Origin of the sequence: Ornithinibacillus halotolerans (assembly GCF_014637405.1) — a bacterium.
Classification (GTDB): domain Bacteria; phylum Bacillota; class Bacilli; order Bacillales; family Amphibacillaceae; genus Ornithinibacillus; species Ornithinibacillus halotolerans.
This window is the reverse complement of the sequence record NZ_BMEY01000001.1, coordinates 22,757-47,299: the sequence shown is the minus strand read 5'-3', so window position 1 is coordinate 47,299 and position 24,543 is coordinate 22,757. Positions and strand designations below refer to the sequence as shown.

Sequence of the window (24,543 nt, the reverse complement as noted above, 5' to 3'; positions counted from 1 at the left end):
ATCGGTTCACTCCCGTAACACAATTTCTAATTCTGTAAGTTGTTCTGTGAATACATAATAAATCGAAATATCTCCATTCGGAAAAGGAACAATGATTTGACGTTCGTTTTTCTCGCGATCATCGGGACCCTCAACAATTTCATACCCTTCATACTCATTCTGTTTATTAAAGTTTTCTAGAAATTCCGTTAGATTGACATCTCCATAAAGGGCATCCAATGTTTCCGTCCACTCTTCGGCTGATTTACTAGAAATATTCGTTTGTACACCTTGCTGTTCATATATTTCCCCTAACTGAACCAATGCTTCCCCATCAGCTTGTTGCAGCAAAGCAACAGCGATATATGGGTAATCATAATAAGTTGGACCACCATCAATCGTAAAGTTTGTTTCATTTTTCGATTTCATTAATTCAATAATTCGATCCTTTGTAATAGATTCCTTAGAATACCAAAAGTATTTAAAGTCGTCTGGATTGACTGGGCTAACACGAGGAATAAAGTAATTTCCGTCTTCTGACACTTCTATCACCGTCTGAGGGTCGAATCGTTCTTTGTATTGAAAGACAAAAATATCATTACCATTATTCATGACAAAGATTTCCAACGCCATTGGTTCATCGGATTGACCTCTTGTTGTCAGTTCCGCAAAACCGTTTTCCGTATTAGAAGTAAAATAAACGGTTCCATTTTTATATACTGGCGTTAGTCGGTACACAAATTTCGATGTTTCCGCTACTTCTTCTCCCCAATAAACGGTTGAATTTCCATTTTTCGTTATTCGTTCTTTATCGACTTTCCACGTAATTTCTCCCTCACCAAAAAACGGTCCATCTGTAGACGTTATCGAATCAGGGAGTGACATCGTAAGTTCAAATTCTTCCCCATCCTCAAAACCGTACGTAGTATACGTATGGTTCGAGCCATTATTAGCTGGCGACCAATTAGCCTTATAATATACACCTTCGCTATACGTTATTTTCGGTTGAAATTGGATAGCGGTTACATGTTCTCCTTTCGCAAATTGCACACCAAGCCAAGGAAACAAAAATACGATCATAATAATCGTCCATTTTTTCCATTTCGGAACAATTCTTTTTACCAATTGATCTTCTTCAGTCTGCAAATCCTCTTCTCGAATACAATTATGTAATAGATGCATAAAGGCGGCTATGAACACACTACCGATAAATGTATAGGTAACGAGTCCAATATAATATTTTAGTGATTCATTAGGTAGTAATTGAATGCCAATCGATAATATGGCGATCGATAATATAGCGCCTATTGCTAATCTGAAGTACTTAGTAAAATATCGCTTCACATATTTTGGAGAATCACCCAATGCTTCGGAAAAGCTTTTATCTTCTAATACGATAATATAAGGAACTAATACATAGAGAAGTAATACGATAAATCCAATAATTCCACCGATAATCGTAGTAATAAGTAAGTAAAAAGATACAACTCCAATAACAGAAGTAAATAGTTGATATGTAAATAATCTCCAATAATAACGGTATCCTAACTGCAAAAAAGAGTCCTGTTGCAAACTTGATGGAGATAAAACTTGCTTTATACTCCCTAGAAACATCCCCATTGTATAACTAACTAGTGAAAAATAAACCAAAGCGACTACCAAAGTCAAGACGATACTATCTCCAGGTTGTTCTGGAAGGAACGTTAATGATTGTTGTAAATCAGATAGTAAAGGGATAAATAATGGTAACGTAAATTGGATATTAAATTCTTCCGTGATTTCTCCATCCCCAATAACTATCGATTCATAATAGAAAAAACCAATTCCTAAGAAAGATAAAATACCCATTCCAAAGCTTAAAATTACTTGTAAAGAAATAGGAAAGGTCAAAATAACCGGATTTCTTATAATAGCTTTTAATCCTGCTTTCAAATTCAACATAACCATCCTCTCATCTAATTCTCATACTACCATAATTAACCGCCCACAAAAACTAAAATATTCAGAATAGAATATGTAAAAGAAAGGTGCCTGACACCACCCGAATATTGTCGAACGTCAACATATTTCGGGTGGTGTCAGGCACCTATACATTTAACGTGATGCTTTTGGTGGTTGGCATGTTTCACATTTACGTTGGTTATTCTTCTTAAACTTAGTAAATGTTTTTTCAAAGTTGTTGCCACATGTACATTTAAACAATAGTTTTTGGGAGAAACCGTGATATTCTGTTGAAAGTAATTTACTATCCGAATTTTTCTCCACAAACTCTCCTATTTTATCAATTGTCCATCGCTTATTCATTCGATTATTCCTCCATTGTTTTCAATAGTCGGAAGCTGTTCTTGCACCCGGTCTATTTAAACGGTTAATTCTATTCATATTAGGCTATTCATTATAACACGAGCTTAGATACAATTAAACAGATGATTTAAAGTAAGTAACTTCATGAATTAAATTAAAACTAATTTTAAAATATAATTCTAATTATCAAAATCATATGATAAAGTTACTGTATGTTCGTTTACTAGATAGGGAGAATGGAGTAGATTCATGAAAAACAGTAAATTAGGCATTTTTAGGAACATCTTTTTAGGATTACTTATCATTTTATTAATAAAGAACATTTTCGGCTTAACCTTTTCTTTACCGACAACATTTAAAGACCTCATAGTAGAAGACATAGTAGAAAACGAACAACTCGTAATTACAAGTTTAGATACGGAAAGAATAGCCAATATAAAAATTGCTACATATACGGAGACAGGTGCACGAATTGAAGTAGAAATAGAGGATAAAGATCTCATACATACATTACTTAGTAATGAGGTACGTCTCTACAGAACAAGTAAATTTATGTCTAGTGAAAATGAATACGATTTATATATTCATTTTTATGGAACGACCCATCGGTATTTTATTGGAGAGGACTATATTAGAGGAAAAAGAGGAGATTATAAAGTATTAGATGATCATAATGAAGTCTACGAATCAGTAATGAAATTATTTAAGGAAGGCAGCAAGTAGACCTTCGTCACGCAAACAATAAGTGATAAATACATAAAAGTTCACACTAAACTTACAGTGTGAACTTTTTTAGTTACAGACTTGCATTCAATCAATAAAAAAATATATCATACAACCTAATTAGCTAAAGCAATCTTAATATGTTCCAAATGATGCTCTTCATGCCAAGCTAATTTAGCGATTTTCGTTGCTACTGTTATTTCCCCATTATACTGATGGGTAAAAACACGGTCTAATTGCTCTACAGATAAACTATTTCCTAAAGCGACAATCCGCTCATTAATCCCTTCCAACATCTTAATCGAACTTTCAAATGGTAATTCTGTATCAGGTTGAACAGCCCATCTGTCTTGTTCAAAATTTGGAACTTGTGGATTTTCATCGGTTAATGCTAGTTTTAATCGTTGGAACATGTTCATTTGAGAGTCAGCTATATGATGCACCAATTGGTGAACCGTCCAACTCCCTTCCCGATACGTTTTGGCTAATTGTTCTTCACTTAGTCCATCCACCACTTCTCGTAATCGTTCCGTGTGCGTTGCGATTTGCTGCAAGTATCCTTGAATATGATCTAGTGTTACCTTTTCTGGCACTTCTAATTTACCAATTGGAAATTGTACATCCATGTGAATCCCCTTCCTTATTGAATAATTCCTAACTCTTTTTGAATTTTATGTTTGTAGTCTATGTAGCCTTGGTCAAATTTTGGATTAATATTTTCATATTTACTCATTTTGAAATCCCACTGCTTCACTTCATAGCGAAATATATCATTTTTCACAGCCGGATCATTCTCTGCAAAATGAATAGCTTCTTCCTCTGTTTCGACATCAATCACTACAGCACCACCCGTCGATTGAGCAAAAGGACCAGCAAGTACGACAAAACCTTTATTATACCCCTCTTGTACATACACGGCATGTTCAGGCATGTGTGGTTGATTATGCAAAACAACCCCGTCAACCCAATTCGTTGATGGGGTTAACAAAATTAAATACCTCAATTTACTCACCCCTTTCTTATGGGGACTGTCCCCTTTATCCAATAACAGAAATTAAAATAACCCCTAAGAAATATAAAGAAAATAATGTAATGCCAAATTGATATAATAGTACTCTACGACTCTTTTTATCTTTCGGTTGATAATAATCTAAGAAAGCCCACACTACAAGAAAGAGACATAACGCGCCCCATCCAGTGGTAGCTAATATCAACCAGACACCAAAATCCACAAAAAGTTGCAAGAAACCAAATCCAACAGCGCCTATTACAACCGTAACCACTGTTATCCAACCTAATGGCTTCAATATCCAACCTCCCATTTTAATAAAGGATTGCTATTTTTTAGCTATTTTACTACTAGAAACCCATGTTCCAACTCCAATAAGAAATCCCATAAAAACCCCCATAAACGTATCATCAAAGATTGGAATAAATATTAGTACACCGATGATAATCCCCATGACCATCGATACTACAAACCATAATAATTCCTTCATGTTTTGATTCAAATCTAAAACCCCCTTATGGACTCAGATTTTGAATTACAAATTTCGTTAACCATCCAATTTCTCTGCTAATTTAATACTAACATATATTTTCGGTAATATTTAAAACATTTAAAAAAGACAACCCAATTGGATTGCCTTTCTAACTTAAATTTTATTTTGTATGAGCAATCAACGGATTCTCAGTTCCATAAACAGAAGAATATAACGCTTCAAGACCTCTTTGACGTTTATCCAGCATCATTTGTTCTGGCTTGATCCCTTTATCACGTAAAATTTTCATATTTTCAACGAGGAACTCATCACTTCCAACGATATAGAAGATGCCATCCTTATCCTCAGCTAGATCTTTTACTTGTTCATAGTAGTCTTCACGGTTATCAACGAACTCGGAAATAAATTTCTTCTCAGGTGAGCTTGTAAAAATATCTGTAAACAAAAAGTCTTTCGATGAATCAATGTTAAGGGAATGTATTTGTTGCACATCATCTGGACGATTAAAATAATCAAGAACTAACGGTCTGAACGTAGCTAAACCAACACCTGCTGACAGAAGATACACATTTTTACCTTCTCTTCTCAGCGGTACATTCGAATGGGTTTTAAATAATGCAACGTTACTTCCAACCTCAAGATTTCTTAAAATGCCTTTAAACTCAGAACATTGCTCCCTTATACGTGTTGTAATTCCAATCAATTTTTCATATGGCAACGTGGAGATAGACATATGTCGAACAAGGCCTTTGTTTGGTTTTTCTCCAGCATTAAAACCCTCTAAGGCAAAATGAGTGTGCGACCCTTCTTCCCATGTAAAATCTTCCGGGCAATCAAGCATATATGTCCTAACCTCAGGTGTTTCTTCGATAATCTTATTAATCGTAGTCCAGTATATTTGCATAACGATTCTCCTTACCCTATTAAGTGTATTGTACATAGTAGTATACAATAATTGATAACAATTCTCAATTAAAGTAACTTACATGGAAGAATAATCTCAGGAAAAATAAAAAAAGACAAAAACCAGTCTCTATTATCCCATATCACCAACATATTCCGGAGTATGTTCTTGACGAAGGGCTGATATTAAACTAGGAACGATCTTTTTAGGATAAAAATCATAGGATGAAAGTTTATCTAGCGGAATCCATTCTAGTGACACTTGTTCTGCATCTTGTTCAGTCCCTTGATTAAAACCACTTTCATCAACAAGCGAGCAACGGAAAAGATGCACAACAACATGGACATGAGCATCCCACGCAGCATGTTGATGATTTTTCCCTATATATTCTGAGACAAATAACAGTTCCTTTGGCTCAACTATTAATCCAGTTTCTTCTACACATTCTCTTATGACCGCATCTCTCAATGTTTCCCCATGCTCTTGCCCACCACCAGGTAAGATGTACATCGTTTTATTATCGTAAGCCCTCTTCTTAATCGTTAATATGTTGTCATCCATTACAATGACTGCTTGTACCGAACTTCTTATTTGCAACATCTTTCCCCCTTAAATCAATTCTATCTTACCAATAAGGTCCAAAATTTGTTTGACACTTGGGTGAGGAAGGTTTTGTAAGTGATTCAATAATGTGTTGTATTTGCTAGTAACTTTACTCCTAACAAATTCTCCACTATTACAACATCTTTCTCTTTTACAGACCTTAACACAGTTGCATTATCTTTATCCTCTAGCCAAAGATCTTTCATTTTTCCCCCTAGGAAGTTAATTTTCTTCATCTTTGTCTTTCTTCCATTGATACGGCACTTTTACCCACTCATAAAATAAGTATATTAAAGAAATAGTAATAGATATTTGTATGACATAAGACCACTCAATTTCTCCATCTGCTATATAGTTCCAAATAATAAAAAACAAAAAAGAGAATATAAAATACAAAAGACTCTTTTTAATTAACATGAACTAACCCCTCCACCAATAAATAGTTCACTTCTCTCCCCTATCCAAATGCTCAAAGTAATCCTTCTGATAATCCCCATTATCATTTACTAGTAATATACCAGTCTCGCGATTTAGATTATATTTTCTCAACATACCATCTTCAAAATACTCTACAATAATTCGCTGATTATTTAATCGATAATCTATTGTTATTAATTCATTGTTAGTGTTATCGGTTTTACTTACTTCGGTAATCCAACTTCCATTCGGTACAAACTTGTCAAACTCTTTTCCATCGTAAATCTCAATATTCTCTGTCTCATTTATGTTTAGAATCTCTATTGGTTTTAACTCACTTACAAGTTGATATAACTCTTCCAAGTGTTTCGTTTCTGTTGTCAAAGTTACAAGTAATTTTTCTTCTTCGCTAACTTCATTATTATTGCTCTTTTCATCACATGCACTCAATAGGATTAACATAACTAAAACCAAATTAATAAGTTGTTTTCTCATCAAACTCCTCCCACACAACTTTATCCAATTTAACATTACCATAATATCGGATAAATAATCCAAATTTTTATACAATTAAATTTCTTTATCTACTGTAATGCTATTAAAGAGCAAGAACAAGATTATTCAACAATATTTGGGTACAATAAAGATGTATTCCTGTAATGGAAAGTTTTGGAGGAGTTTTAGGATGAAACAATTTACAGAAGAAGAAAAAATAAAGATTTTATCAGACTTAATCGCAATCAAATCTGTTAATGAAAACGAAATCGAAGTTGCCAATTATTTAAAAGATTTATTTGCTCAATACGGAATCGAATCAACAATTGTTCCTGTTACAGATACTCGTGTTAATTTAGTTGCAGAAATTGGTAGCGGAAAACCAGTCATTGGCATTTCTGGACATATGGATGTCGTATCTGCTGGTGATGAGACAGAATGGACATCGGATCCATTTACATTAACAGAACGTGATGGAAAATTATATGGTCGTGGAACGAACGATATGAAAGCAGGCTTAGTCAATCTGGCATTAGTAATGATTGAACTAAAGGAGAATAATACATTAGCAAATGGTACGGTTCGTTTTATGGCAACGACTGGTGAAGAAGTTGGTGGCGCAGGTTCTAAGAAATTATATGATGAAGGTTATATGGAGGATGTCGAGTATTTATGGGTAGCTGAACCTTCACACGACACCATCATTTATTCTCATAAAGGATCACTAAACTTACGGATCACATCCATTGGAGAAGCAGCACATAGCTCCATGCCAGATCAAGGCTATAATGCGATTAACCCATTGATGAAATATCTATTAGAAATGGATGAAAAATTAAATGGGGATGAAAGGAAAAATGAAGTACTAGATAAACTAGTTATGAGTACAACTATTTTTAATGCAGGAAATCAAGTAAACTCCATCCCTGAAAAGGCAGTAGCTGAAATAAATGTTCGAACAATTCCAGAATTTGATAACGAAGAAGTGATTGCATTATTCAACACAATTGCGGATACGTACAATCAAAATGGCGCAAATATTAAAGTAGAAGTAACGATGTCCTTACCAAGTGTATTCACTTCTGGTCAGTCTAACATGGTCGAACTTGCGAAAGAATTAGGAAAAAAACATTTAGGATTAGATATAGCTGTGAAAGGTTCTCCAGGTGTAACAGATGCATCGAATTTATTACGAGATAAAGATGAAACCTTCCCATTCATGATGTTTGGCCCAGGCGAAACAAAAATGGCGCATAAAACGGATGAGTATGTGTACAAAGACTATTACTTTGCTTTCTTTGATATCTATAAAGAATTGATTATAAGTTTAACGAAATAACGTAAAAGTCCTTCCACCGAAACAACATGGAAGGACTTTTGCAAATTAGCATATAACTTTACTATTTCAACTTAATTTTCGCCTCGCCCTCTATCCAGTTCGGATAATAGACTAGCTCGATTGTAATAGGAGATTTATATTTTTCTAAATTTTTTTCAAAGCTGATTCCCATTTTGTTCACTAATTCCTCATCTGTTGTTCTACTAAAAGAAGAATTACTATCTAGAATATTTCCATCAGCATCTTTTACCTCACCATAAATATGCCCATTAAACTCCCTTTCTGCATGAATATCTAAGGAAAGTGTTCCAGAGTCAATTTCTAGATTCCGCAGCCTATTCCCTTTTGGCTGCTCTAATATCACTTCCTTTTCCGTATCGATTACTAAGTAGGCCTCCTCTTTATCTATTGCCTGAATTCGATTAAATACGAGATATAATTGTTCTGGCTCATGGAAATAATTACTTTGCAAATAGATTATTCGTTCCTTGTCAGTGTGTCCACCCGATGCAGTAAACCCATTAGCAATTCCACCCCATGTCTCTCCAGTCTCATCAACAAGTCTTATGTCTTCAAAATCTAATAGTAGCATTGTGTTATCAGAATCTACTTCTAGATGAACAAGAACTCTTGTTGGATAAACCTCGACTGTTGTTACATCTATTTTTTGACCTTCTACTTGAACTGTTTCATGTACATCATATACTTTCTTAGTTTTTACTAATTCATTTAAGGAAAACGGGATATTGTACTCTTCACCAGACACTTCGAAATTTAATAAAAAGTCATTCGTATCGTAAGGTGTCTGGAAATAAAATTCCATCATGCCTTGATTCGTTGACTCACTATCGCCATAATACGTAGCATAAAAAGAGCTAACATTATCCAATTCTTCTCCAGACGCTTTCTGTAACTCTACTTTATCAACGTTCGGATTCGTTTTCTTTTCCCAATCCCATGAATAAAATAAAACGATTCCTTGCTCATCAGCAATTGCACCATCTATCGTAATTTGTAATCCATTCTTTTCCATAGATGCACCAATTTCCTGATAATATTCATTTTCAATGGCTGTCATCATTCCTTTGTTATCAGAAATCATTTCGACAATTTTCTCCATTCCAGGAATAGTAGAAACATATGACGCAAAAGCTGGGGACACTCTTATTGATGTAATAAATGTCAATAATATTATCGCTACAAATGCTACACTGAGACCCCATTTAAGACCGCTACGTTTCACTTTCTTTTCTTCTTTCGCATTCAGGAATCCTTTCATAATTGCGGCATCTAATTCTAGTTCTGAAATTGGAGCTTTATCCAGTGACTCACTATACTTCTTCAGTTTCTCTTCTTCATTATTGAACATCTAATTCCCCACCTTCCTCTTCCAAAATGTTACGAAATTTTATCAATGCTTTGTTCAACCATGTCTTCACTGTGCCCTCTGGTCTTTCCATAACAAGTGCGATTTCCTTAATTTTTAAACCGTGAAAATACATTAAAGTTAAAACTTCTCGTGATCGATTATCCAATTGTTGCATCGCATCCTGGATCTCCAACACAGTATGGTTGTCTTCCGAACCAAGAGATAGGATTTGTTCATCATTTACGATGAATCGTGTCTTTCTTTTCAATTGATCATTACAATAGTTAATCATAATTCGAATTAACCATGTTTTTATATAAGAAGGTTCACGAAGTGTATGAATCTTTTTATAGGCACGGAACGTCACTTCCTGAATTGCTTCCAAAGAATCATGTTCATTCTTCAAGTAAGCTAATGCTGTCTTGTATAAATCCAGGTTATAAGCCTTCATTACTTGTAAAAACGCTGCGTCATCTCCCTTTATAGCTTGTTTTATTACTGCAAGATCCACATTCAATTGATAACCCCCTGACGTTATACTACTTATTAGACTAAGAAATTGGAAAAAAGTTTTATTATTTTTTTATTTGCTAAATTACTGTTATAAGTTAAATTATCATGACACCTTAATCCTAGCATTATATTCCAAAATAAATTCAAAAATTTAAACAAAACAAATAGGCGACCCTACTAGGATCACCTATTAAAGATTATCGCCTGTTTTTAAAGAATAGCAGAACAAATTATCTGTACTGTCAGTCACCTATTCAATATGTAAAGAAAAGACATTATTGTACATAAGGAGCGATCAGCATCAATAATACAGAACTTGTGACAAGGGAAGCACTTACTTTTTTAGGTAGTTTCCCCCTTCCATCTCCCTTATAAAATCCTATGAATTGAAGTTTGTTTCTGTACAATACGAACAGTAAGATTAAAATAGCAACTCCAATTAAAAACCCACCATTTGTATTGGCAACATTTACTCCGAACATTCCATACAATACGTTCATTGCTCCCCCTAAAATAGCACCAAAAAACAAAAGAATGACGAGTACACGTAACAGTTCGAATAACACTCTCAAAACAATCAACTCCTTGAATCATGTAATCTATTTAAACTATAATTATGAACTAACTGATGCAAGTCTATTTCCGGCTCATCATAAATTCTTCCATTAATTGATCAGAAAGTTTTATCGCTTCTTCCCTACCACTAGCTGGTGCAGTAATCATTAATTGTTCACTTTCTAACCAAGGCTGTTGTTCATCTACTGGATTAATCTGAATCGTAAAGTTGGAAAAATCCTCATCAATAAATACAATTCCATATAAATGGATACTAGGCGTATAATTTCCATCTGCATCAACACTTCCAAATGAATGTAATACACCATATCGATCTTCTGACCATAATTGTAGCCCTTCTTCGTCGATTCCTTGTACAGGTGGTAAATGATCTCCTTCTAATACGACCTTACCATCGAACTTTTTCTTTCCAAATATTCGATTTTCTAGTTTTCCATTGATATGGAACTGAATATTCTCTGTTAACTGTTCATTTTCCAAACTGTAAAATACCCCTTCGACAGTTTCTTCATAAGGTGTAGGAAGATAGTTCCATGCAAGAAAAAGCAGCAGGACGCCTAAAAGAGCAAACAGACCAATTTTTAATTTCAGATCAGACTACCCCTTTCCAGTTACCTAACCGAATAAGTTATTTCCATACCATAATAACATAAAAATTCAGATAATAATTAATGATTTATACAACAAAAAAGACGACCTTAATAATCGCCCACTAAATTCAAAAAAACAAGTATATATAATTAAATTAGTTCTTCCTTTTTTCAATTAGGACTCCAATTAAAACATATCCTAACGAAAAACCAAATGTAGTAGAAAAAGCAGTTAAGACTTCTAATGATCCTTTAAAAATTTGATTTATAATTAAACTGACAGTAAATAAAAACAAGAAGAATACAAAGAATTTCAACATAACTCTTTTCACTAAATATCCCCCGCTAACACCTGATTTCATAATTCTACTTACGCAACGTAATAACTTCCTTTTTCTCACTTTCTTTTACTACTATTCTAAACTCATCTTCTTCATATGTTTCAAAATTTACTGTACCAATCAAAAACGAAACACGATTACCATTCCATTTCGTCTTCATATCACCTAAGTTACCAGTAACTGTTCCGCCACGACCTTCGAACTCGATATTTATTTCATTTATATCAATATCTGATCGTTCCCTTTCCTTATGTTCCAGTTCTACCCAGTTTACTTTTTTGTCTTCATATAATTCTGGGTTAAAACTATATGTAACAACCCAATCCTTTCCTTCCCCTTGAAAAACAACTTCATCTGTAATAGGCGTCTCTGCCGCTGAGGAACAACCAATTAAAAATAATACTAAAATACCAATTACTACGATTCGTTTCATGTTTAAGCCACCTCTTACCTAGTCTACTAACCTATTTCTGCTGAGAAAAGGTGACCCACTTGGATCACCTTCTATTCCTTCCTTTGGACACGTAATCTATTTCTTTTCTTCTAATTCCCTTCTTAATTGATACATCCTAATTTCCAATGAGTTTATGTATTTAATCACGGCTTGAAATAATATCCCAATAAATATAAGGAGTATTCCTCCTACGATAAATACATACGTCCTAATAGTACGGTTAAGGTAAATTTCTTCAATAACTGTACTATCTGCATAATAATCCCAAGACTGCGTCCATCCAAATATAATAAATACAATACCAACAATTATTGTTAATGGGCTAACCCACTTCAATCCATTCATCCAATTCCTCCTATACGCCGCTAAACAGCATGCCTTCTAAAATCTACTTTTATTTATTATATATTTACGTACCCATAAGCAGTAATTCCAATTACACCTAGAAAAATGAGGAAACCACTTGTGGCACCGTGTAACTTTCCGTTTTTCCATCCATTAATACAATTAGCTAACCAATAAATAAATACGAAGGAGACTCCGATATGTTGAAGAGGTTTTACTAATAGTATAAAACCTGAAAAATATAATAATAGTCCAATAGTTAATAGTCCCACAATAAGTAGAGCGTAAGGGTTTCTGAGTTCTCCCTTAAATTCTTCCTGTTCCTTTTTACTCATTTTTACATATGTCCTTGTCAACATAACAATAGGTAAAACCCAAATTAAAATTAAAAAAATAATCTTAATGATCATACGACCTTGTCCTTTGCTGTGTATTATTCCGTGATTTATCGTTATATTTAATAAGTTAATACTACCATAACATTCTGATTTGTTAATAAAAAATAAGGCAGTCATGTTAAATGACTACCTTCCTCGCACCCATTTTAAAATATTTTGCGGAAAACAATTAAATAGGTCAAATAAAGATAAAATACAAAAACTATCCCAGAAGCTATAAGTTGGTTAGATGCAAATGGTACTACCATCGTCATATCAATGAGAAATAAAGCTAAAAAACCAATAACAGATAAAATTCCGTATACCCATTTCCTCATGATCTAACAACTCCCTTCCATTATTTATTCCGTATATATCTCTTTTGTCGAAAGCCATTCCACGAACACATTATATTGAAAATACGTTTTTCCATCTAATTCGATTTTAGGTGCATTTGGATATTTACGTAATAAATCTTCTAACTCTTTTCTGCTTAGATTTAGTTCGATACCCAAATCATCTGCCGTTATGAATCGAGCTGCTCTTCTATCTAATTTAGGCTGACCAAGATTTTGTAATCCATATCCAATAAAATAACCGAGAAATGCAATCCCTATCGCTAGAAAAAGTAAACCTAAGACAAACAAAAAATCTCCCCCATTTCTATGACACTCACTAGCTATTCTTACAATAATTATTTCATAAACTGTACTTTCTGTGTACCTTATTTACTAAATTATTCTAATTTTTTATTTTTAAAAGAAAATCAAATAAAAAAGACCTGAATTGGTCTTCTTTACTCTTTTTTTTCACATTTTACTGGGGACCAGAGGCCATCTTTTGTCACGGTTACTTCTGTTAATTCATCAAAGTTCTCAAAGCATTTCTCAATAATTAGTTGATTAGCTTGATGATTTTTATGTATTTGATTAATCAACACAACCCCAACTGTAAGAATAAAAATAGTAACTATTATTGCGATACTTAACGAAAGTCTTTTAGAATTTTTCAAGAATCAACTTTCCCTTCCTATCTGTAGAGTCAACTGAATCTACACTCGATTTAAATGCGTGTCTTTAAATGCTTGCGGATATTTCAACCCATATCCTACCATTCTATCCATTCCGATATGAGCCATCCAAATGATACCAATTGCTAAAATAAGAGAATAAGAGAATAAAAAGGCAATAAAAATAACAATCAATGGTGTTACGTATGTATGGAATATATTATAGAGCATAGCACCTGTTCGAGGGTTATGTAAATAACCTAGCATGGAAATATCAGGCGCTAACAGCAAAATAAAAAATAATAACCAATTGAATTCGTTATAACCATATATAAACAGACAAAATGCAAATACGGCAAACCCTTCTATGTGTAACAGTGTTTTAACCAATGACATCCTCTCCCCCATTTATTTTTACTCCTCGTAGATCATTTTCCTCGTCATTCCACCGTCAACAACTAAGTTAATGCCAGTAACAAAATCATTTTCTTTAGCCGTTAAATAGAGACAAGCACGAGCAATGTCATCAGGTTTACCGACACGCTTGGATAGATGTTGTTCGTGGTCGGATTTTGTTAAGTTTTCATAATTACCTGTTTCAATCCAACCTGGCGATATCGCATTTACTGTAATCCGATCTTCACTAAAGGAAGCTGCAAGTGCATGAGTTAAAGCTACAATACCCCCTTTTGTTGCAGCATAGGCTTCCGAATTTGGTTCTGACATAATAGCCCTTGTGGACGCGATGTTTACAATCGATCCACCTTCCTCATCATGACGCATCCATTTTGCCGCTTCACGTGATGCTAGAAATACACTTCTTAAGTTCGTATTGATGATATCGTCCCAATTTTCTACTGATAAATCATAAGGAGATTGAAATTTAGAAACTCCTGCATTATTGATTAAAGCGTTGATCTGTCCATACGCTTGATGAGCTTTGTTCATTAATTGAATAATGTCTACTTCCTGTCTGACATCTGTTTGAATAAAAAGTGCTTTGCCACCTTGTTCTTTTATCTTCTTAACCGTTTGCGCTCCAGCAGTTGCATCGATGTCTGCTAGAACTACATTAGCTCCTTTTTCTGCATATAGAAAAGCAATCCCTTTCCCAATTCCATTTCCAGCCCCTGTTACGATTACTGTTTGATTTGTAAAATCCACTCGATCCCACATCCTTTTACGATTCCAATACTGTTCCATTTTATAATCATCCTTTTATCATACATGAAAGAAAACTAAAAATTAATCAAAGCTACTACTTAGGATGCATAAAGTTTTCTCGTTCTTCGCGTTACTCTATGTCTCTATACCTATAAGCATAATCATAATATTCTATTCTTTTATCTGTTTCAAAAGAATAATTGTTCCATGGACTTGTTTTCGTAGGAGAATCTTCCGTCGTAATTAATTTAATTTCTCCAGGTTCTAACTGGATAATATTTGAATTAATTTCCATTTGAATCTCTTTATTCGCTTTATAGGCACGAATACTTACTTGTACTTCCTGCGATTTCTCTAAATTGTTCTTCACAAAAAAATAATTTTTGTACGCTGAATCACGGCATGAAGAACTATTATCTAAACACTTATTGTCGGAAAGTGTTAATATAACAGAAAACTCCTTGTCCTCAGCATAATTCTCAGTCATTTCAATTACCATGTCCATCGAAACAGAATAATTTATTTTTTCCGTAATTGGTAGAAGAATGATTCCTATGTATATAAGAAATAATGGAACACTAAACGTAATAACAGGAAGCAACTTCGGATCATGCACAGATTTTGGTACATCTCTTCCTCTAAAATCAAAATAGACAAATAGCGATATTCCTCCAACAATGACAAAAATAGCCCCCGCAATGATTAATAGAATATTAATGTCATATAAATTAGGAAAAATAGGAAAATCAAATTTGTACTTATAATAAAAAGATAGCCCTATATAGCCAATGAGATTTCCCGCAAAAGAAATTCCTGCCCATTTCCAATTTACCCTCTCTCGTTTTCCTTTCTGTCTATCGATTAAGCTGTAAATGAGGATTAATAGTGGAATCGCACCAATTAGAAATACAATAAAATAAGTCAAATGAAACACTCCTATCCGTAATGCTGATTCCATTATATAAAACGAATAGGAGTATACACGCCTTAATTTGAAAAACAGTACTATTTTACTAGATAGGAAAAGAAGTGACAGGTTATGGCTAGGTAACTCTTCAGCTGAAGAAGGATCTATCAATTTACTATGTGACCTTTTACATAAATTTCTGTTGATTTGGGTTCATAGACTTCTCTTATGTGACCTTCCATTCTCTTTTTTATAAATTTGGGCTTATAGAATACCTCTATGTGAACTTACAACCTTCTTATTACTAATATTGGGTTCATAGACAACCGCTATGTGACCTTTCTCTCTCTTTTTTAGAAATTCGGTCTTATTGACTCCTTCAATACAACCTTTCACTTTCATTTCCAAATGTTCGGGCTCATAAACGATTGCATTATGACCATACACACTCCCCATTTGCAAAATAAATACAAAAAGGGACAGGTCAATTCCAGTACCTGCCCCCCACCATTTATTCAAATGTAGTAAACTCATCTAAAGCAGAATCTAAAAAGTCTTTATCAAATTCAATGTAATACAGTTCATTTTTCATTACAGGTATCATTCCATCTGTTAAAGATACTAATTGGGTCTGTGGAAGTTCTGGCAACTCATCCAATAACTGTTTTGGGATATTGCCTTCTATTTCGGCAAAAGCATCTTCTAATTGCTCCTGTGGAATTTCAGTAAATAGTTTGTTAAATAAGTGATTTAAAAGAATTTCTATTGTCTCAGAGCCGATACTGCTACCATTTGTAGCATCCAATATTAGCGCTACTACCTCTTCCCCGCTTAACTGATTTGGTCCTTTTGGAAGGTCAAAAACGTCTTGTGTAATTGCTCTTATACGAACATCTTCTTCCAAGTCGAACTCGATACCATCGACAGAATGAACCATTGTGGAAAAAGTTTCTAGGTGCATAACAGCGTAATAATCAATGGGTAGATCAAACAGTTCTGATACAGAATTTTTTACACTTCCTGCCCCATCTGAACCATAAACATAAGCATGTGCCAACTTATCGTACATCGTCGTACCGTCACTAGTTATGATTGGTACGTACGTATCACGTGGGATTGATATAACTTTCATTTCATTTTTATCTTCGCTATAGGAAAATAACAGATTAATCGGTATTCGATTACTTTCATTTTTTATTGATAATAATCCTGTATGTGTATTTTCTGATTGCCCAACTACACTAGCTGGATTCGTCCTTGTACCGTCATTCAAGATGTTTTCAGAGAGTATGGATGGTAAAAATAATAGAAAACATAAGCCAACGACGAATAAAGAAGCAGTAACATATGTTAATCTTTTTGAAATAGAAATAAGAGATTTCCTTTCTGCACTATGGTTCTTTTGTTTCAGTTGTTGAAATACTTTTTGTCGATCTTCTTCCGTAAACGTTAATTCTTCCCTATCTACCCAACTATTATCTCTCATGAGACACAGCCTCCTTTAACATCGGCTCTAATCTTTGCTTCGCTCTTCTCAATCGGGTTTTCACTGTATTAATGGAAATGTCTAGCACACTAGCAATCTCCTCAACTTTTAAAGATTCATAATAATATAGGTAGACCACTTCTCGATATATTTTTGGTAAAGAAAATATTGTATCTTTAATTAGTTCATTCTTCATATTTTCCATTACGACCTTTTCTGTCGATGGAAATATTGACTTTGTAGTTTCATTTATAAAATCTTTTACTAAAACCTTTTTGTAATTCCAACTCTTCAAATAATCTTTGCATTCATTAATCGTTATTCGGTATAGCCATGTCTTCATCTGGGCGTCATGGCGGAACGACTCTAGATGGTTATAGCATTTTATAAATGAATTTTGTACTAAATCTTTTGCTATTTCGACGTCCTTCACATAAGAAAAAGCTAGACGCACAAGTTCATTTCCATATTCCTTCATGATGTCTTCCAATATGTAATCTTTCTCAGCTTTATCCATTCTTCTCCCCTCTCTTCATCAAATTCAGCTATTAGACGATTAACCACGTATTAAAGGTTCAATATATGACATTTATTTTCATAATCATATTATCGCATAAAAAAAACTGTATCTTCGCAAGTATTGGAAAGATACAGATTTATAGATTATTTAATACTTACAGACTTTTTTCCTTTCAAGCCACTTTTATAATAATTGATAAAATAAACTTACAACTATGTAAAAAACAACATGCCATTTGCTAATATAAGCACTAGGCATTCAAAAAATATACCCATTACTCTAAAGCTAATAAGTCGGTGAATATATTCGATCTGTATCTGTATCGATTCGATAGCTTACTTGAATTCGATCATCGTATGGGATCTGTTTAAATTGATGTAGCCTGCACAACATAGTTGGAAGGTCTTTTATATCCGTTATTAATTCTTTCGTTTCAAAGTAATTTTTCTTCAATTCCTCCATAGAACAACTAGTACCTATTAACAAAACTTGATGAAAATATCCATCTATTTCAATTACCAAATTAACTCCACCTATCATGATTTCAACTTAAAATAATAATACCATACCAATTATTTTAGTCTAATAATCTTCAATAATTATTTGCCCTCTACACCTAGTAATTTCTCTTGATTCCATGCATATTTACAAGTTGTTGGTTAAATCTAACAATAGTAATTTATTTCCAACTTTAAGGAGGGTATTTTATTGGACAATCAACCGATGAAAGATAAAAAGCAGCAACAACTTGACGATTACCGAGTACAAAACATCGGAAAACCACTCACCACCAATCAAGGTCGAACAATAGCAAATGACCGGGAATTATTAAAGGCGGGAGAACGCGGTCCAACCATACATGAGGATTGGCAGTACTTTGAAAAGATAACTCATTTTGTCCATGAAGAACAGCCTGAACGAGTGGTTCACGCTAGAGGATACAGTGCTCATGGAGAGTTTGAATGTTATAAATCGATGAAGCATGTGACGAAAGCGAATTTTTTATCAGAACCAGGGAAAAAGACACCACTTACCATTCGTTACTCAACGGTTCAAGGCGCAAAAGGATCTTATGATACGGCAAGGGATCTACGTTGTCAAGGAGTTAAGATGTATAGATGAAGGAAATTATGATCTAACAACGATTGCAATGCCTGTTCTAATTAACTTTGATGCAATGAAATTTCCTGACGCGATGCATGCATACCAATCCAAACAAGATGATGACATTCCAACCGCTACCGGTGCACATGACCGATTTTGGGATTATGTCGCAAACAATCCAGAAGCGATTCATATGGTTACTTGGATTATGTCTGATCGAGGCGTGTTGAGAAGTTATCGTCATATGGAATCATGGTCGATTAATACGTATACGTTTATCAATGACCAAGGAAAAGCGACGTACGTACGATTTGTCTGGAAACCGGTTCTTGGTGTGGAATCACTCCTTCAAGAAGAAGCGATTAAAATCGGTGGAATTGACCCTGATTTTCATCGAAAAGATCTTCGGAATGCAATTGAGAAAGGAGCATATCCAGAATATGAACTAGGAGTACAACTGATTCCAGTTGGAGATGAAGACAAATATGAAATTGATGTTCTTGATCCGACCAAGTTCTGGCCGGAAGAAAAAATTCCAGTAGAGATTATTGGTAAAATGACATTAAATCGAAACATCGAAAACTATCATACGGAATCCGAACAAGTTGCATTTAACCCTGCCAATGTTGTTCCTGGTATTGATTTTTCGAATGACCCCGTATTACAGGGCAGATTAATTGCCTATCATAGTGCACAACTTTACAGGATTGGGCCGAATTTCCAAGAACTTCCGATTAATAAACCAGTTTGTCCATTCCATAATAACCAAAGACGAGGACCAATGCGGACGCGAATTGATGTCGTTCATGTGAACTACCATAATAATTCGTTGGCAGATAATACACCACATGAGACACCAATTGAAGAAGGCGGCTATGAACATTTTCCGAAAGAAGTCGGGGGTCACACAACAAGAGCTCATGTTGACTCGGTAAATGATTTTTACTCACAGACTCGCATCTTTTGGAATAGCTTAACACCTATTGAAAAAATGCATACAATAGAAGCATTTAGCTATCAACTCGGCAACGTAGTGGATGAGTCCGTTCGTCAGCAAAATGTGAATTTACTGGCGAATGTGGATGTGGAATTAGCATCAACTGTTGCCGATAATATCGGTGTAGCCCGCCCAACTGGTAGTCATGTTCCAGTCTCCGAAAGTTATGCATCATTAAGTCAATACCATACCCCACCTAGTGCCTATACTAAAAAGGTTGGCGTACTAATTGGAGATGGGTTTACAGATCAAGAAGTGTTAGAAGTCCTGGAATTCTTTGACCAACAAAAGGTGTTTTACGATATTATTAGTGAGAGATTAGGATATGTAACTGGTGCTAACGGAACGAAAATCAAAGTCGGTAAAACATTCCTCACTTCAGGACCATACTTAGTAGACTCTGTTTATGTAGTAGGAGGAAATAGTTCAAATCAAAAAAGATTTACTCAAAATGTTTTAGAGTTTATGAACATGGCATATAAACTGTACAAGCCGATTGGGATTGCTTTAACAGGTCAAGCAATGATTCAAGGACCGGGAATGGAAAACCTTGAAGGTGTCGTTATTGCAGGAAATAGCGATAATTTCAAACTGGACTTTGTAGCCGCAATTGCTCAGTCCCGTTTCTGGAATCGGGATGATGGAACAGGTCCTGCGTCTTTAGGGATGACCGGAATTACGAAATAAGAATTAAATAGTAATAAAGGAAATTGCACATTAAAAAGGAACCTTACATGATACCCAAGTCATGTGTGGTTCCTTTGTTTGAAAAATAAGCATCTTAATTTGAATCATACTGAAAATAACACTAATTAGTAACAGTTTTAACTCTTTTATTAATTTTACTTGCTACCAGCATTTTTCCCCTTCCATGTCGCCATAGTATAGAACAATTTCCTCTAACTCTTTTATGGTTGAGGTTAAATAACTTTGTTCACTTTCAAACTGGTACTGTAATATATTTTCTAGATGGGCTACTTCTTGAAAAAAGCCTTGAATCTTTACTTGTCCAAGTCTGTTAAAATAGACTTCCATTTTAAAGTTATTGTCTGCATCTATAAAAGTTACACTACCAGCCAAGTCTTTATAGCATTTCTGTAACCTAGTAAAGAACTGATATACCTGACCAGTAGAGAACCACAAATCAGCATCTTTCACAAAAAAATTACCACATTGGATGTTTATTTTTCCTTTAACATCATAACCACCTAAATAACTAGTTTCCTTAGGAAAACCAAACACTTCGCTGAATTCAATTTTAATCACTCCATTTTTACCAGTGATTATAAATCCACTCATAATAGCCACCCATTTCAATGAGAATTTTATTCGAACAAAAAAGACATCAATTCTATACCAATCGATGTCTCTCTACATTAAAATATGAAAGTAACTAGCTCAACAAAAATTAACTTCCCATTTTACGACGGGTCATACTTGGTTTCTTAGCAAGTTGGCTCTTCATATGCTTTCCTGCACCGTTGCCATGCATTGTTTGCTTGTTGTTTTCTTGAGCTTGCTTTTTACGTTCCAACTGTTGTTGGACAATCTCTCTAGTAGTTAACTTCTTTTTCTCCGACATATTCTTTTGCTCCTCTTTGTACGTCATTCTCCTATTATAATGCTGTTTATTTCTAATAGCTATCTTTATTAGATTAATGCTCACCATTACTTTTCTCGACAGTTATGTATGTGTTGCTATAGAAAAGCGTATAAATCGTTTTGACATCCCATAATTTCTTAAAATCCTCAATTAGGACTTTTCGATTGTACATTCTTTCTTCATTGTTATGTTGGCAATTTACTAAGTGTCCTAATGATTCCGCAAGATAAACATATTTCTCATCATATCCGATTACCGGTACAAAATGTAAATTTCTTCTATTTTTGTTTACCTTAATGAATACGATCACAGGTGTTCCTTTACTAACCTCGTACTTTAATGTATGGATATTCCCTTTATAATAGTTAGTTTTAAGTTCCTTCTTTTTTAAAACGGTACGGATTCCTTTCGGGTATACATCTCCTGTTCTCGTTTTACTCGGAAAATTCTGATATAGTTCCTCCCCATTCGCTTCGATTCCAAAGTGGCGTAAAATATAGGCACTCGAAAATGCAGCACATTCCCTTTTATTTTGTCTATCTATCCGATTTGTTCTACGAATAAAATAGGTTGCTGGATAATCTTTTTTTCGTAGCACAGGTTTTGGTAGAGTCATCAAATATGCATTGATGGCAGTTGAAATAACTACCCACATAATAATCGTTCTAACGATAAACATCCTTTTTCCCCCGCTTGTTTAAATCCTATTCCGAAATATGATAATAAGTCTAACATAATCTTCAAGCAATTTTTATATTTTCCCACAAAAAAACAAGGTGATGATATTGCATTACCTTGTTACCTTTTTATTTATTTGTCTTATTTCTCTCTTCCCGTTCTCCTCCTATTTACGGGTACTAGTTACATTAATAATTAGCCATACAACTTGAATAATTACTGGGATGATAAACGCAATCAATAAAACTATAAATGCAACTAGTCTCAGCTCAGGGGTTTGAATAGCACCAGCGCCATCAACCTCCCTTAGTGCAATGATTGCTGCCAATACTCCAAAAATGAAGATCCAAAATATGTTAGACATCCACCAAAAGATCCACCGCTTTTTCACATTTTCACCCCTTCTAATTGAAAACCTTAACAAAACTCTTTTATTGTGATCCTTTTAAACCTACACCTAATATTACCACAAAATTCAAAAAAGCGTTTCAAGAAAAAAGACGTTCCAATTATAAGAACGCCTTGTTCAACTATGTAGTTTTTTCATCAAATCCTTAGCAATACTGGTGAATACAAAACTATGTATGTATTTATGCATTATTCATTATAAAACTCTTTCAAACATAACCATATCTAATGCTCTTATACCATTTTCATAGATTGGCTCTGGATAGCTTTTAAAGAAATCTTTTCTTATTTCAACCATTCGAAACCCTACTTTTTGATAGAAAGTTATGTTACCAATACTAGAATTTGCCGTTCCTACGATTAACTTCTTAATTCCTTTACCTTGATAAAGTTGGCATGCATTATTGATTACTAGCTTCCCGATCCCTTTTCCACGATATTTTTGTGCTACTGCAATATTTTTCAATTCCATTACGTGTTCAGCGTGATAAGTAAATAACACGACTCCCGCTAAGTCGTTTTCTACATGAATGGAAAACATTTCGCCATCGTTTATGTAATCCTTAACGACTTTTTCACTCTCATCGGCAATAAGTAGATAATCTAAAAAACGCGATCTATCTACCTGAACTTCCTCTAATGTAACTTTTGGTATGTTTTGCATAACAAATTCTTCCTTTATTGATTCTACTTTGTACATATGTATGAGCTACTTTAATACAGTGATATTATTTTTATGATGCGTTTTTGGAGCAATAAATACTTTTGAGATGACTAGCACGAAAAGGAATAGGAAACAGCTCAAACTGCTACTATCACTCGTTATTATAGATGATTGAATCCATTGCATATAAACGAATCCATTTAATATAAATGATACTAAAAACCCTGCAATAATTACACTAACTTGCCCGATAGTTGAATAGCATGTTGAACTATATAATAATTTTAACACCCAATGACATAAGGCTCAAAATATTCTTTAAATATAAATCAAGTGTGAATCAACACTTGATTTATATTCAAATATTAGTCATTAAAACTACAAACATGAATAAGAATACCTTGCTTATCAAGTCTTACGTGATTGAATGGAACATCTAATAATTTCTTATTTGTATCTTTCCATATAATATCGATAAAAGCAGATGATTCTTGCAGAAAACGTTCAGGATCTAAGGCCTCATACCGATAACATTCATTTGGATATATCTCTTCACTCCCAAATAACTCAAGAACATTTTCTTCCATTGCAATGCCACCAACTTCAAACTCATACACAGCATACAAATTCTTTAGGAAGTTTGTGAAGTCTGTATACTCATCTTGTTCAATTCCTATTTGCTCCCACTCTCCTGCATCCATAGTAGAACCATAAAACATAAAGTTCACCATTACTGTGTTAGATGAGACCAGATCTATTTGTAATACTGATTTTCGTCTCCTCGTGAGATAGACATATAAATTTAAACTAAAAGAATGGATGTGTGTTGTTTGTACATCCCCTTCGTCGTAAGGATAGCCTACTTCAAAAGCATCCATTACCTCACCTATATTATCATCAACAATTTCAATATTGTTGTTAACCTTCGATAAATTATCAAGAATAAATTGGATAGTTTTCCTTTTATCCTCTTTAAGTTGTAATAGAAAACTAACTTCAAGGAAAGGACCACCTTGTAACCATTGGGATGATTGCATACTATTCCCCCTAAAATTCAGGCTAAAGTTCTATTAAATTATGTAAATTTTAATATTTTCTAAACATAGCATACCATAATTGTAATTCTTAAATATATATTAATAGATAAAATTCACTTGATTTTCTATTTAATA

Annotated in this window: 37 protein-coding genes and 1 pseudogene; 3 read left to right on the top strand and 35 right to left on the bottom strand. The window is 34.0% G+C overall.

Annotated features, from left to right (window positions below):
- Positions 1-6: 6 nt before the first annotated feature.
- Positions 7-1,920 carry a hypothetical protein gene (locus tag IEV35_RS00325; protein ID WP_188382689.1) on the bottom strand — a complete coding sequence of 638 codons (1,914 nt, stop codon included), beginning with the start codon at positions 1,918-1,920 and terminating at the stop codon, positions 7-9.
- Between the two features lie 153 nt (positions 1,921-2,073).
- On the bottom strand, positions 2,074-2,283 hold the full coding sequence (locus IEV35_RS00320) for a hypothetical protein (RefSeq protein WP_188382688.1): 210 nt from the start codon (positions 2,281-2,283) through the stop codon (positions 2,074-2,076).
- Between the two features lie 249 nt (positions 2,284-2,532).
- Between IEV35_RS00320 and IEV35_RS00315 the strand changes: the two genes are divergently transcribed.
- On the top strand, positions 2,533-3,006 hold the full coding sequence (locus IEV35_RS00315; RefSeq protein WP_188382687.1) for a hypothetical protein: 474 nt from the start codon (positions 2,533-2,535) through the stop codon (positions 3,004-3,006).
- A 116-nt stretch (positions 3,007-3,122) separates the two neighbouring features.
- Here IEV35_RS00315 and IEV35_RS00310 read toward each other — a convergent pair whose 3' ends face one another.
- The 9 genes from IEV35_RS00310 to IEV35_RS00275 form a co-directional block, all read right to left on the bottom strand.
- On the bottom strand, positions 3,123-3,632 hold the full coding sequence (locus tag IEV35_RS00310; RefSeq protein ID WP_188382686.1) for a YfiT family bacillithiol transferase: 510 nt from the start codon (positions 3,630-3,632) through the stop codon (positions 3,123-3,125).
- 14 nt (positions 3,633-3,646) lie between these two features.
- Entirely contained in the window at positions 3,647-4,009 is a 363-nt protein-coding gene (locus tag IEV35_RS00305; protein WP_188382685.1) for a YciI family protein, read from the bottom strand.
- A gap of 34 nt (positions 4,010-4,043) precedes the next feature.
- A complete protein-coding gene (locus IEV35_RS00300) occupies positions 4,044-4,313 on the bottom strand; it encodes a hypothetical protein (RefSeq protein WP_188382684.1) in 270 nt (89 codons plus the stop codon).
- 30 nt (positions 4,314-4,343) lie between these two features.
- Positions 4,344-4,517, bottom strand: coding sequence for a hypothetical protein (locus tag IEV35_RS00295; RefSeq protein WP_188382683.1), 174 nt, complete (start codon positions 4,515-4,517; stop codon positions 4,344-4,346).
- A 151-nt stretch (positions 4,518-4,668) separates the two neighbouring features.
- Entirely contained in the window at positions 4,669-5,412 is a 744-nt protein-coding gene (locus tag IEV35_RS00290; RefSeq protein WP_188382682.1) for a ferredoxin reductase domain-containing protein, read from the bottom strand.
- 132 nt (positions 5,413-5,544) lie between these two features.
- Entirely contained in the window at positions 5,545-6,009 is a 465-nt protein-coding gene (locus IEV35_RS00285; protein WP_229740590.1) for an NUDIX domain-containing protein, read from the bottom strand.
- Positions 6,010-6,095: 86 nt separating this feature from the next.
- On the bottom strand, positions 6,096-6,221 hold the full coding sequence (locus IEV35_RS20265; RefSeq protein ID WP_268237902.1) for a hypothetical protein: 126 nt from the start codon (positions 6,219-6,221) through the stop codon (positions 6,096-6,098).
- A gap of 16 nt (positions 6,222-6,237) precedes the next feature.
- A complete protein-coding gene (locus tag IEV35_RS00280) occupies positions 6,238-6,432 on the bottom strand; it encodes a hypothetical protein (RefSeq protein WP_188382680.1) in 195 nt (64 codons plus the stop codon).
- A 27-nt stretch (positions 6,433-6,459) separates the two neighbouring features.
- Complete coding sequence (locus IEV35_RS00275) at positions 6,460-6,927, bottom strand: hypothetical protein (RefSeq protein WP_188382679.1); 468 nt, start codon at positions 6,925-6,927, stop codon at positions 6,460-6,462.
- 190 nt (positions 6,928-7,117) lie between these two features.
- On the opposite strand from IEV35_RS00275, the gene IEV35_RS00270 reads away from it, so the two are divergent.
- The gene (locus IEV35_RS00270; protein ID WP_188382678.1) at positions 7,118-8,266 is read left to right on the top strand and encodes an ArgE/DapE family deacylase; all 1,149 of its coding nucleotides are present in this window, start codon (positions 7,118-7,120) and stop codon (positions 8,264-8,266) included.
- A gap of 61 nt (positions 8,267-8,327) precedes the next feature.
- Here the strand turns inward: IEV35_RS00270 and IEV35_RS00265 are convergent, their stop codons facing one another.
- The 18 genes from IEV35_RS00265 to IEV35_RS00180 form a co-directional block, all read right to left on the bottom strand.
- Positions 8,328-9,635 (bottom strand): DUF4179 domain-containing protein, encoded by a 1,308-nt coding sequence (locus IEV35_RS00265; protein ID WP_188382677.1) that lies wholly within the window; start codon positions 9,633-9,635, stop codon positions 8,328-8,330.
- Positions 9,625-10,146, bottom strand: coding sequence for a sigma-70 family RNA polymerase sigma factor (locus tag IEV35_RS00260; RefSeq protein ID WP_188382996.1), 522 nt, complete (start codon positions 10,144-10,146; stop codon positions 9,625-9,627). Before IEV35_RS00260 ends, IEV35_RS00265 begins: the two co-directional genes overlap by 11 nt.
- Positions 10,147-10,423: 277 nt before the next feature.
- Positions 10,424-10,714, bottom strand: a complete 291-nt coding sequence (locus IEV35_RS00255) for a hypothetical protein (protein ID WP_229740603.1) — start codon at positions 10,712-10,714, stop codon at positions 10,424-10,426.
- Between the two features lie 70 nt (positions 10,715-10,784).
- On the bottom strand, positions 10,785-11,204 hold the full coding sequence (locus IEV35_RS00250) for a hypothetical protein (protein WP_188382675.1): 420 nt from the start codon (positions 11,202-11,204) through the stop codon (positions 10,785-10,787).
- Between the two features lie 265 nt (positions 11,205-11,469).
- Positions 11,470-11,646 (bottom strand): hypothetical protein, encoded by a 177-nt coding sequence (locus IEV35_RS00245; RefSeq protein ID WP_188382674.1) that lies wholly within the window; start codon positions 11,644-11,646, stop codon positions 11,470-11,472.
- Positions 11,647-11,680: 34 nt separating this feature from the next.
- Positions 11,681-12,088 (bottom strand): hypothetical protein, encoded by a 408-nt coding sequence (locus IEV35_RS00240; RefSeq protein WP_188382673.1) that lies wholly within the window; start codon positions 12,086-12,088, stop codon positions 11,681-11,683.
- 96 nt (positions 12,089-12,184) lie between these two features.
- Entirely contained in the window at positions 12,185-12,454 is a 270-nt protein-coding gene (locus IEV35_RS00235; RefSeq protein ID WP_188382672.1) for a hypothetical protein, read from the bottom strand.
- 56 nt (positions 12,455-12,510) lie between these two features.
- Positions 12,511-12,864, bottom strand: coding sequence for a Fe3+-siderophore ABC transporter permease (locus IEV35_RS00230; protein WP_229740589.1), 354 nt, complete (start codon positions 12,862-12,864; stop codon positions 12,511-12,513).
- A gap of 134 nt (positions 12,865-12,998) precedes the next feature.
- Complete coding sequence (locus tag IEV35_RS00225) at positions 12,999-13,169, bottom strand: hypothetical protein (protein ID WP_188382671.1); 171 nt, start codon at positions 13,167-13,169, stop codon at positions 12,999-13,001.
- 24 nt (positions 13,170-13,193) lie between these two features.
- Complete coding sequence (locus IEV35_RS00220; protein WP_188382670.1) at positions 13,194-13,478, bottom strand: DNA-binding protein; 285 nt, start codon at positions 13,476-13,478, stop codon at positions 13,194-13,196.
- Between the two features lie 149 nt (positions 13,479-13,627).
- Complete coding sequence (locus IEV35_RS00215; protein WP_188382669.1) at positions 13,628-13,843, bottom strand: hypothetical protein; 216 nt, start codon at positions 13,841-13,843, stop codon at positions 13,628-13,630.
- A 39-nt stretch (positions 13,844-13,882) separates the two neighbouring features.
- Positions 13,883-14,230: a DUF4260 domain-containing protein gene (locus IEV35_RS00210; RefSeq protein WP_188382668.1), complete on the bottom strand. Its 348-nt coding sequence runs from the start codon at positions 14,228-14,230 to the stop codon at positions 13,883-13,885.
- Positions 14,231-14,254: 24 nt separating this feature from the next.
- Positions 14,255-15,004, bottom strand: a complete 750-nt coding sequence (locus IEV35_RS00205; RefSeq protein ID WP_308419752.1) for an SDR family NAD(P)-dependent oxidoreductase — start codon at positions 15,002-15,004, stop codon at positions 14,255-14,257.
- A 130-nt stretch (positions 15,005-15,134) separates the two neighbouring features.
- Positions 15,135-15,929, bottom strand: a complete 795-nt coding sequence (locus IEV35_RS00200; protein ID WP_188382667.1) for a cytochrome c oxidase subunit II — start codon at positions 15,927-15,929, stop codon at positions 15,135-15,137.
- A 246-nt stretch (positions 15,930-16,175) separates the two neighbouring features.
- A complete protein-coding gene (locus IEV35_RS00195; protein ID WP_188382666.1) occupies positions 16,176-16,430 on the bottom strand; it encodes a hypothetical protein in 255 nt (84 codons plus the stop codon).
- Positions 16,423-17,397, bottom strand: coding sequence for an LCP family protein (locus tag IEV35_RS00190; RefSeq protein ID WP_188382665.1), 975 nt, complete (start codon positions 17,395-17,397; stop codon positions 16,423-16,425). The genes IEV35_RS00195 and IEV35_RS00190 overlap by 8 nt, the downstream gene beginning before the upstream one ends.
- Positions 17,387-17,914: a sigma-70 family RNA polymerase sigma factor gene (locus tag IEV35_RS00185; protein WP_188382664.1), complete on the bottom strand. Its 528-nt coding sequence runs from the start codon at positions 17,912-17,914 to the stop codon at positions 17,387-17,389. Before IEV35_RS00185 ends, IEV35_RS00190 begins: the two co-directional genes overlap by 11 nt.
- Before the next feature lie 288 nt (positions 17,915-18,202).
- Complete coding sequence (locus tag IEV35_RS00180; RefSeq protein WP_229740587.1) at positions 18,203-18,439, bottom strand: hypothetical protein; 237 nt, start codon at positions 18,437-18,439, stop codon at positions 18,203-18,205.
- A 201-nt stretch (positions 18,440-18,640) separates the two neighbouring features.
- Here IEV35_RS00180 and IEV35_RS00175 point away from each other — a divergent pair.
- Positions 18,641-20,705 (top strand): annotated as a pseudogene (locus tag IEV35_RS00175) (catalase).
- A gap of 162 nt (positions 20,706-20,867) precedes the next feature.
- On the opposite strand, the gene IEV35_RS00170 reads toward IEV35_RS00175, so the two are convergent.
- The 6 genes from IEV35_RS00170 to IEV35_RS00145 form a co-directional block, all read right to left on the bottom strand.
- Positions 20,868-21,317, bottom strand: coding sequence for a WapI family immunity protein (locus IEV35_RS00170; RefSeq protein WP_188382662.1), 450 nt, complete (start codon positions 21,315-21,317; stop codon positions 20,868-20,870).
- 109 nt (positions 21,318-21,426) lie between these two features.
- Positions 21,427-21,627, bottom strand: coding sequence for a hypothetical protein (locus IEV35_RS00165; protein ID WP_229740586.1), 201 nt, complete (start codon positions 21,625-21,627; stop codon positions 21,427-21,429).
- A gap of 46 nt (positions 21,628-21,673) precedes the next feature.
- The gene (locus IEV35_RS00160) at positions 21,674-22,300 is read right to left on the bottom strand and encodes a cysteine peptidase family C39 domain-containing protein (protein ID WP_188382660.1); all 627 of its coding nucleotides are present in this window, start codon (positions 22,298-22,300) and stop codon (positions 21,674-21,676) included.
- 165 nt (positions 22,301-22,465) lie between these two features.
- Complete coding sequence (locus IEV35_RS00155) at positions 22,466-22,690, bottom strand: DUF3923 family protein (protein ID WP_188382659.1); 225 nt, start codon at positions 22,688-22,690, stop codon at positions 22,466-22,468.
- A gap of 213 nt (positions 22,691-22,903) precedes the next feature.
- Positions 22,904-23,371: a GNAT family N-acetyltransferase gene (locus IEV35_RS00150; RefSeq protein ID WP_188382658.1), complete on the bottom strand. Its 468-nt coding sequence runs from the start codon at positions 23,369-23,371 to the stop codon at positions 22,904-22,906.
- Positions 23,372-23,736: 365 nt separating this feature from the next.
- Complete coding sequence (locus IEV35_RS00145; RefSeq protein WP_188382657.1) at positions 23,737-24,408, bottom strand: hypothetical protein; 672 nt, start codon at positions 24,406-24,408, stop codon at positions 23,737-23,739.
- Between the last annotated feature and the right edge of the window lie 135 nt (positions 24,409-24,543).

Excerpts from the sequence above, each read along its gene's own strand:
- IEV35_RS00235 (WP_188382672.1), bottom strand. The coding sequence starts at position 12,454 with ATGAATGGATTGAAGTGGGTTAGCCCATTAACAATAATTGTTGGTATT.
- IEV35_RS00170 (WP_188382662.1), bottom strand. The coding sequence starts at position 21,317 with ATGAGTGGATTTATAATCACTGGTAAAAATGGAGTGATTAAAATTGAA.
- IEV35_RS00165 (WP_229740586.1), bottom strand. The coding sequence starts at position 21,627 with ATGACGTACAAAGAGGAGCAAAAGAATATGTCGGAGAAAAAGAAGTTA.
- IEV35_RS00185 (WP_188382664.1), bottom strand. The coding sequence starts at position 17,914 with ATGGATAAAGCTGAGAAAGATTACATATTGGAAGACATCATGAAGGAA.
- IEV35_RS00190 (WP_188382665.1), bottom strand. The coding sequence starts at position 17,397 with ATGAGAGATAATAGTTGGGTAGATAGGGAAGAATTAACGTTTACGGAA.
- IEV35_RS00160 (WP_188382660.1), bottom strand. The coding sequence starts at position 22,300 with ATGTTTATCGTTAGAACGATTATTATGTGGGTAGTTATTTCAACTGCC.
- IEV35_RS00280 (WP_188382680.1), bottom strand. The coding sequence starts at position 6,432 with ATGTTAATTAAAAAGAGTCTTTTGTATTTTATATTCTCTTTTTTGTTT.
- IEV35_RS00325 (WP_188382689.1), bottom strand. The coding sequence starts at position 1,920 with ATGTTGAATTTGAAAGCAGGATTAAAAGCTATTATAAGAAATCCGGTT.
- IEV35_RS00310 (WP_188382686.1), bottom strand. The coding sequence starts at position 3,632 with ATGGATGTACAATTTCCAATTGGTAAATTAGAAGTGCCAGAAAAGGTA.
- IEV35_RS00225 (WP_188382671.1), bottom strand. The coding sequence starts at position 13,169 with ATGAGGAAATGGGTATACGGAATTTTATCTGTTATTGGTTTTTTAGCT.
- IEV35_RS00315 (WP_188382687.1), top strand. The coding sequence starts at position 2,533 with ATGAAAAACAGTAAATTAGGCATTTTTAGGAACATCTTTTTAGGATTA.
- IEV35_RS00150 (WP_188382658.1), bottom strand. The coding sequence starts at position 23,371 with ATGCAAAACATACCAAAAGTTACATTAGAGGAAGTTCAGGTAGATAGA.
- IEV35_RS20265 (WP_268237902.1), bottom strand. The coding sequence starts at position 6,221 with ATGAAAGATCTTTGGCTAGAGGATAAAGATAATGCAACTGTGTTAAGG.
- IEV35_RS00145 (WP_188382657.1), bottom strand. The coding sequence starts at position 24,408 with ATGCAATCATCCCAATGGTTACAAGGTGGTCCTTTCCTTGAAGTTAGT.
- IEV35_RS00240 (WP_188382673.1), bottom strand. The coding sequence starts at position 12,088 with ATGAAACGAATCGTAGTAATTGGTATTTTAGTATTATTTTTAATTGGT.
- IEV35_RS00230 (WP_229740589.1), bottom strand. The coding sequence starts at position 12,864 with ATGATCATTAAGATTATTTTTTTAATTTTAATTTGGGTTTTACCTATT.
- IEV35_RS00320 (WP_188382688.1), bottom strand. The coding sequence starts at position 2,283 with ATGAATAAGCGATGGACAATTGATAAAATAGGAGAGTTTGTGGAGAAA.
- IEV35_RS00265 (WP_188382677.1), bottom strand. The coding sequence starts at position 9,635 with ATGTTCAATAATGAAGAAGAGAAACTGAAGAAGTATAGTGAGTCACTG.
- IEV35_RS00290 (WP_188382682.1), bottom strand. The coding sequence starts at position 5,412 with ATGCAAATATACTGGACTACGATTAATAAGATTATCGAAGAAACACCT.
- IEV35_RS00275 (WP_188382679.1), bottom strand. The coding sequence starts at position 6,927 with ATGAGAAAACAACTTATTAATTTGGTTTTAGTTATGTTAATCCTATTG.
- IEV35_RS00270 (WP_188382678.1), top strand. The coding sequence starts at position 7,118 with ATGAAACAATTTACAGAAGAAGAAAAAATAAAGATTTTATCAGACTTA.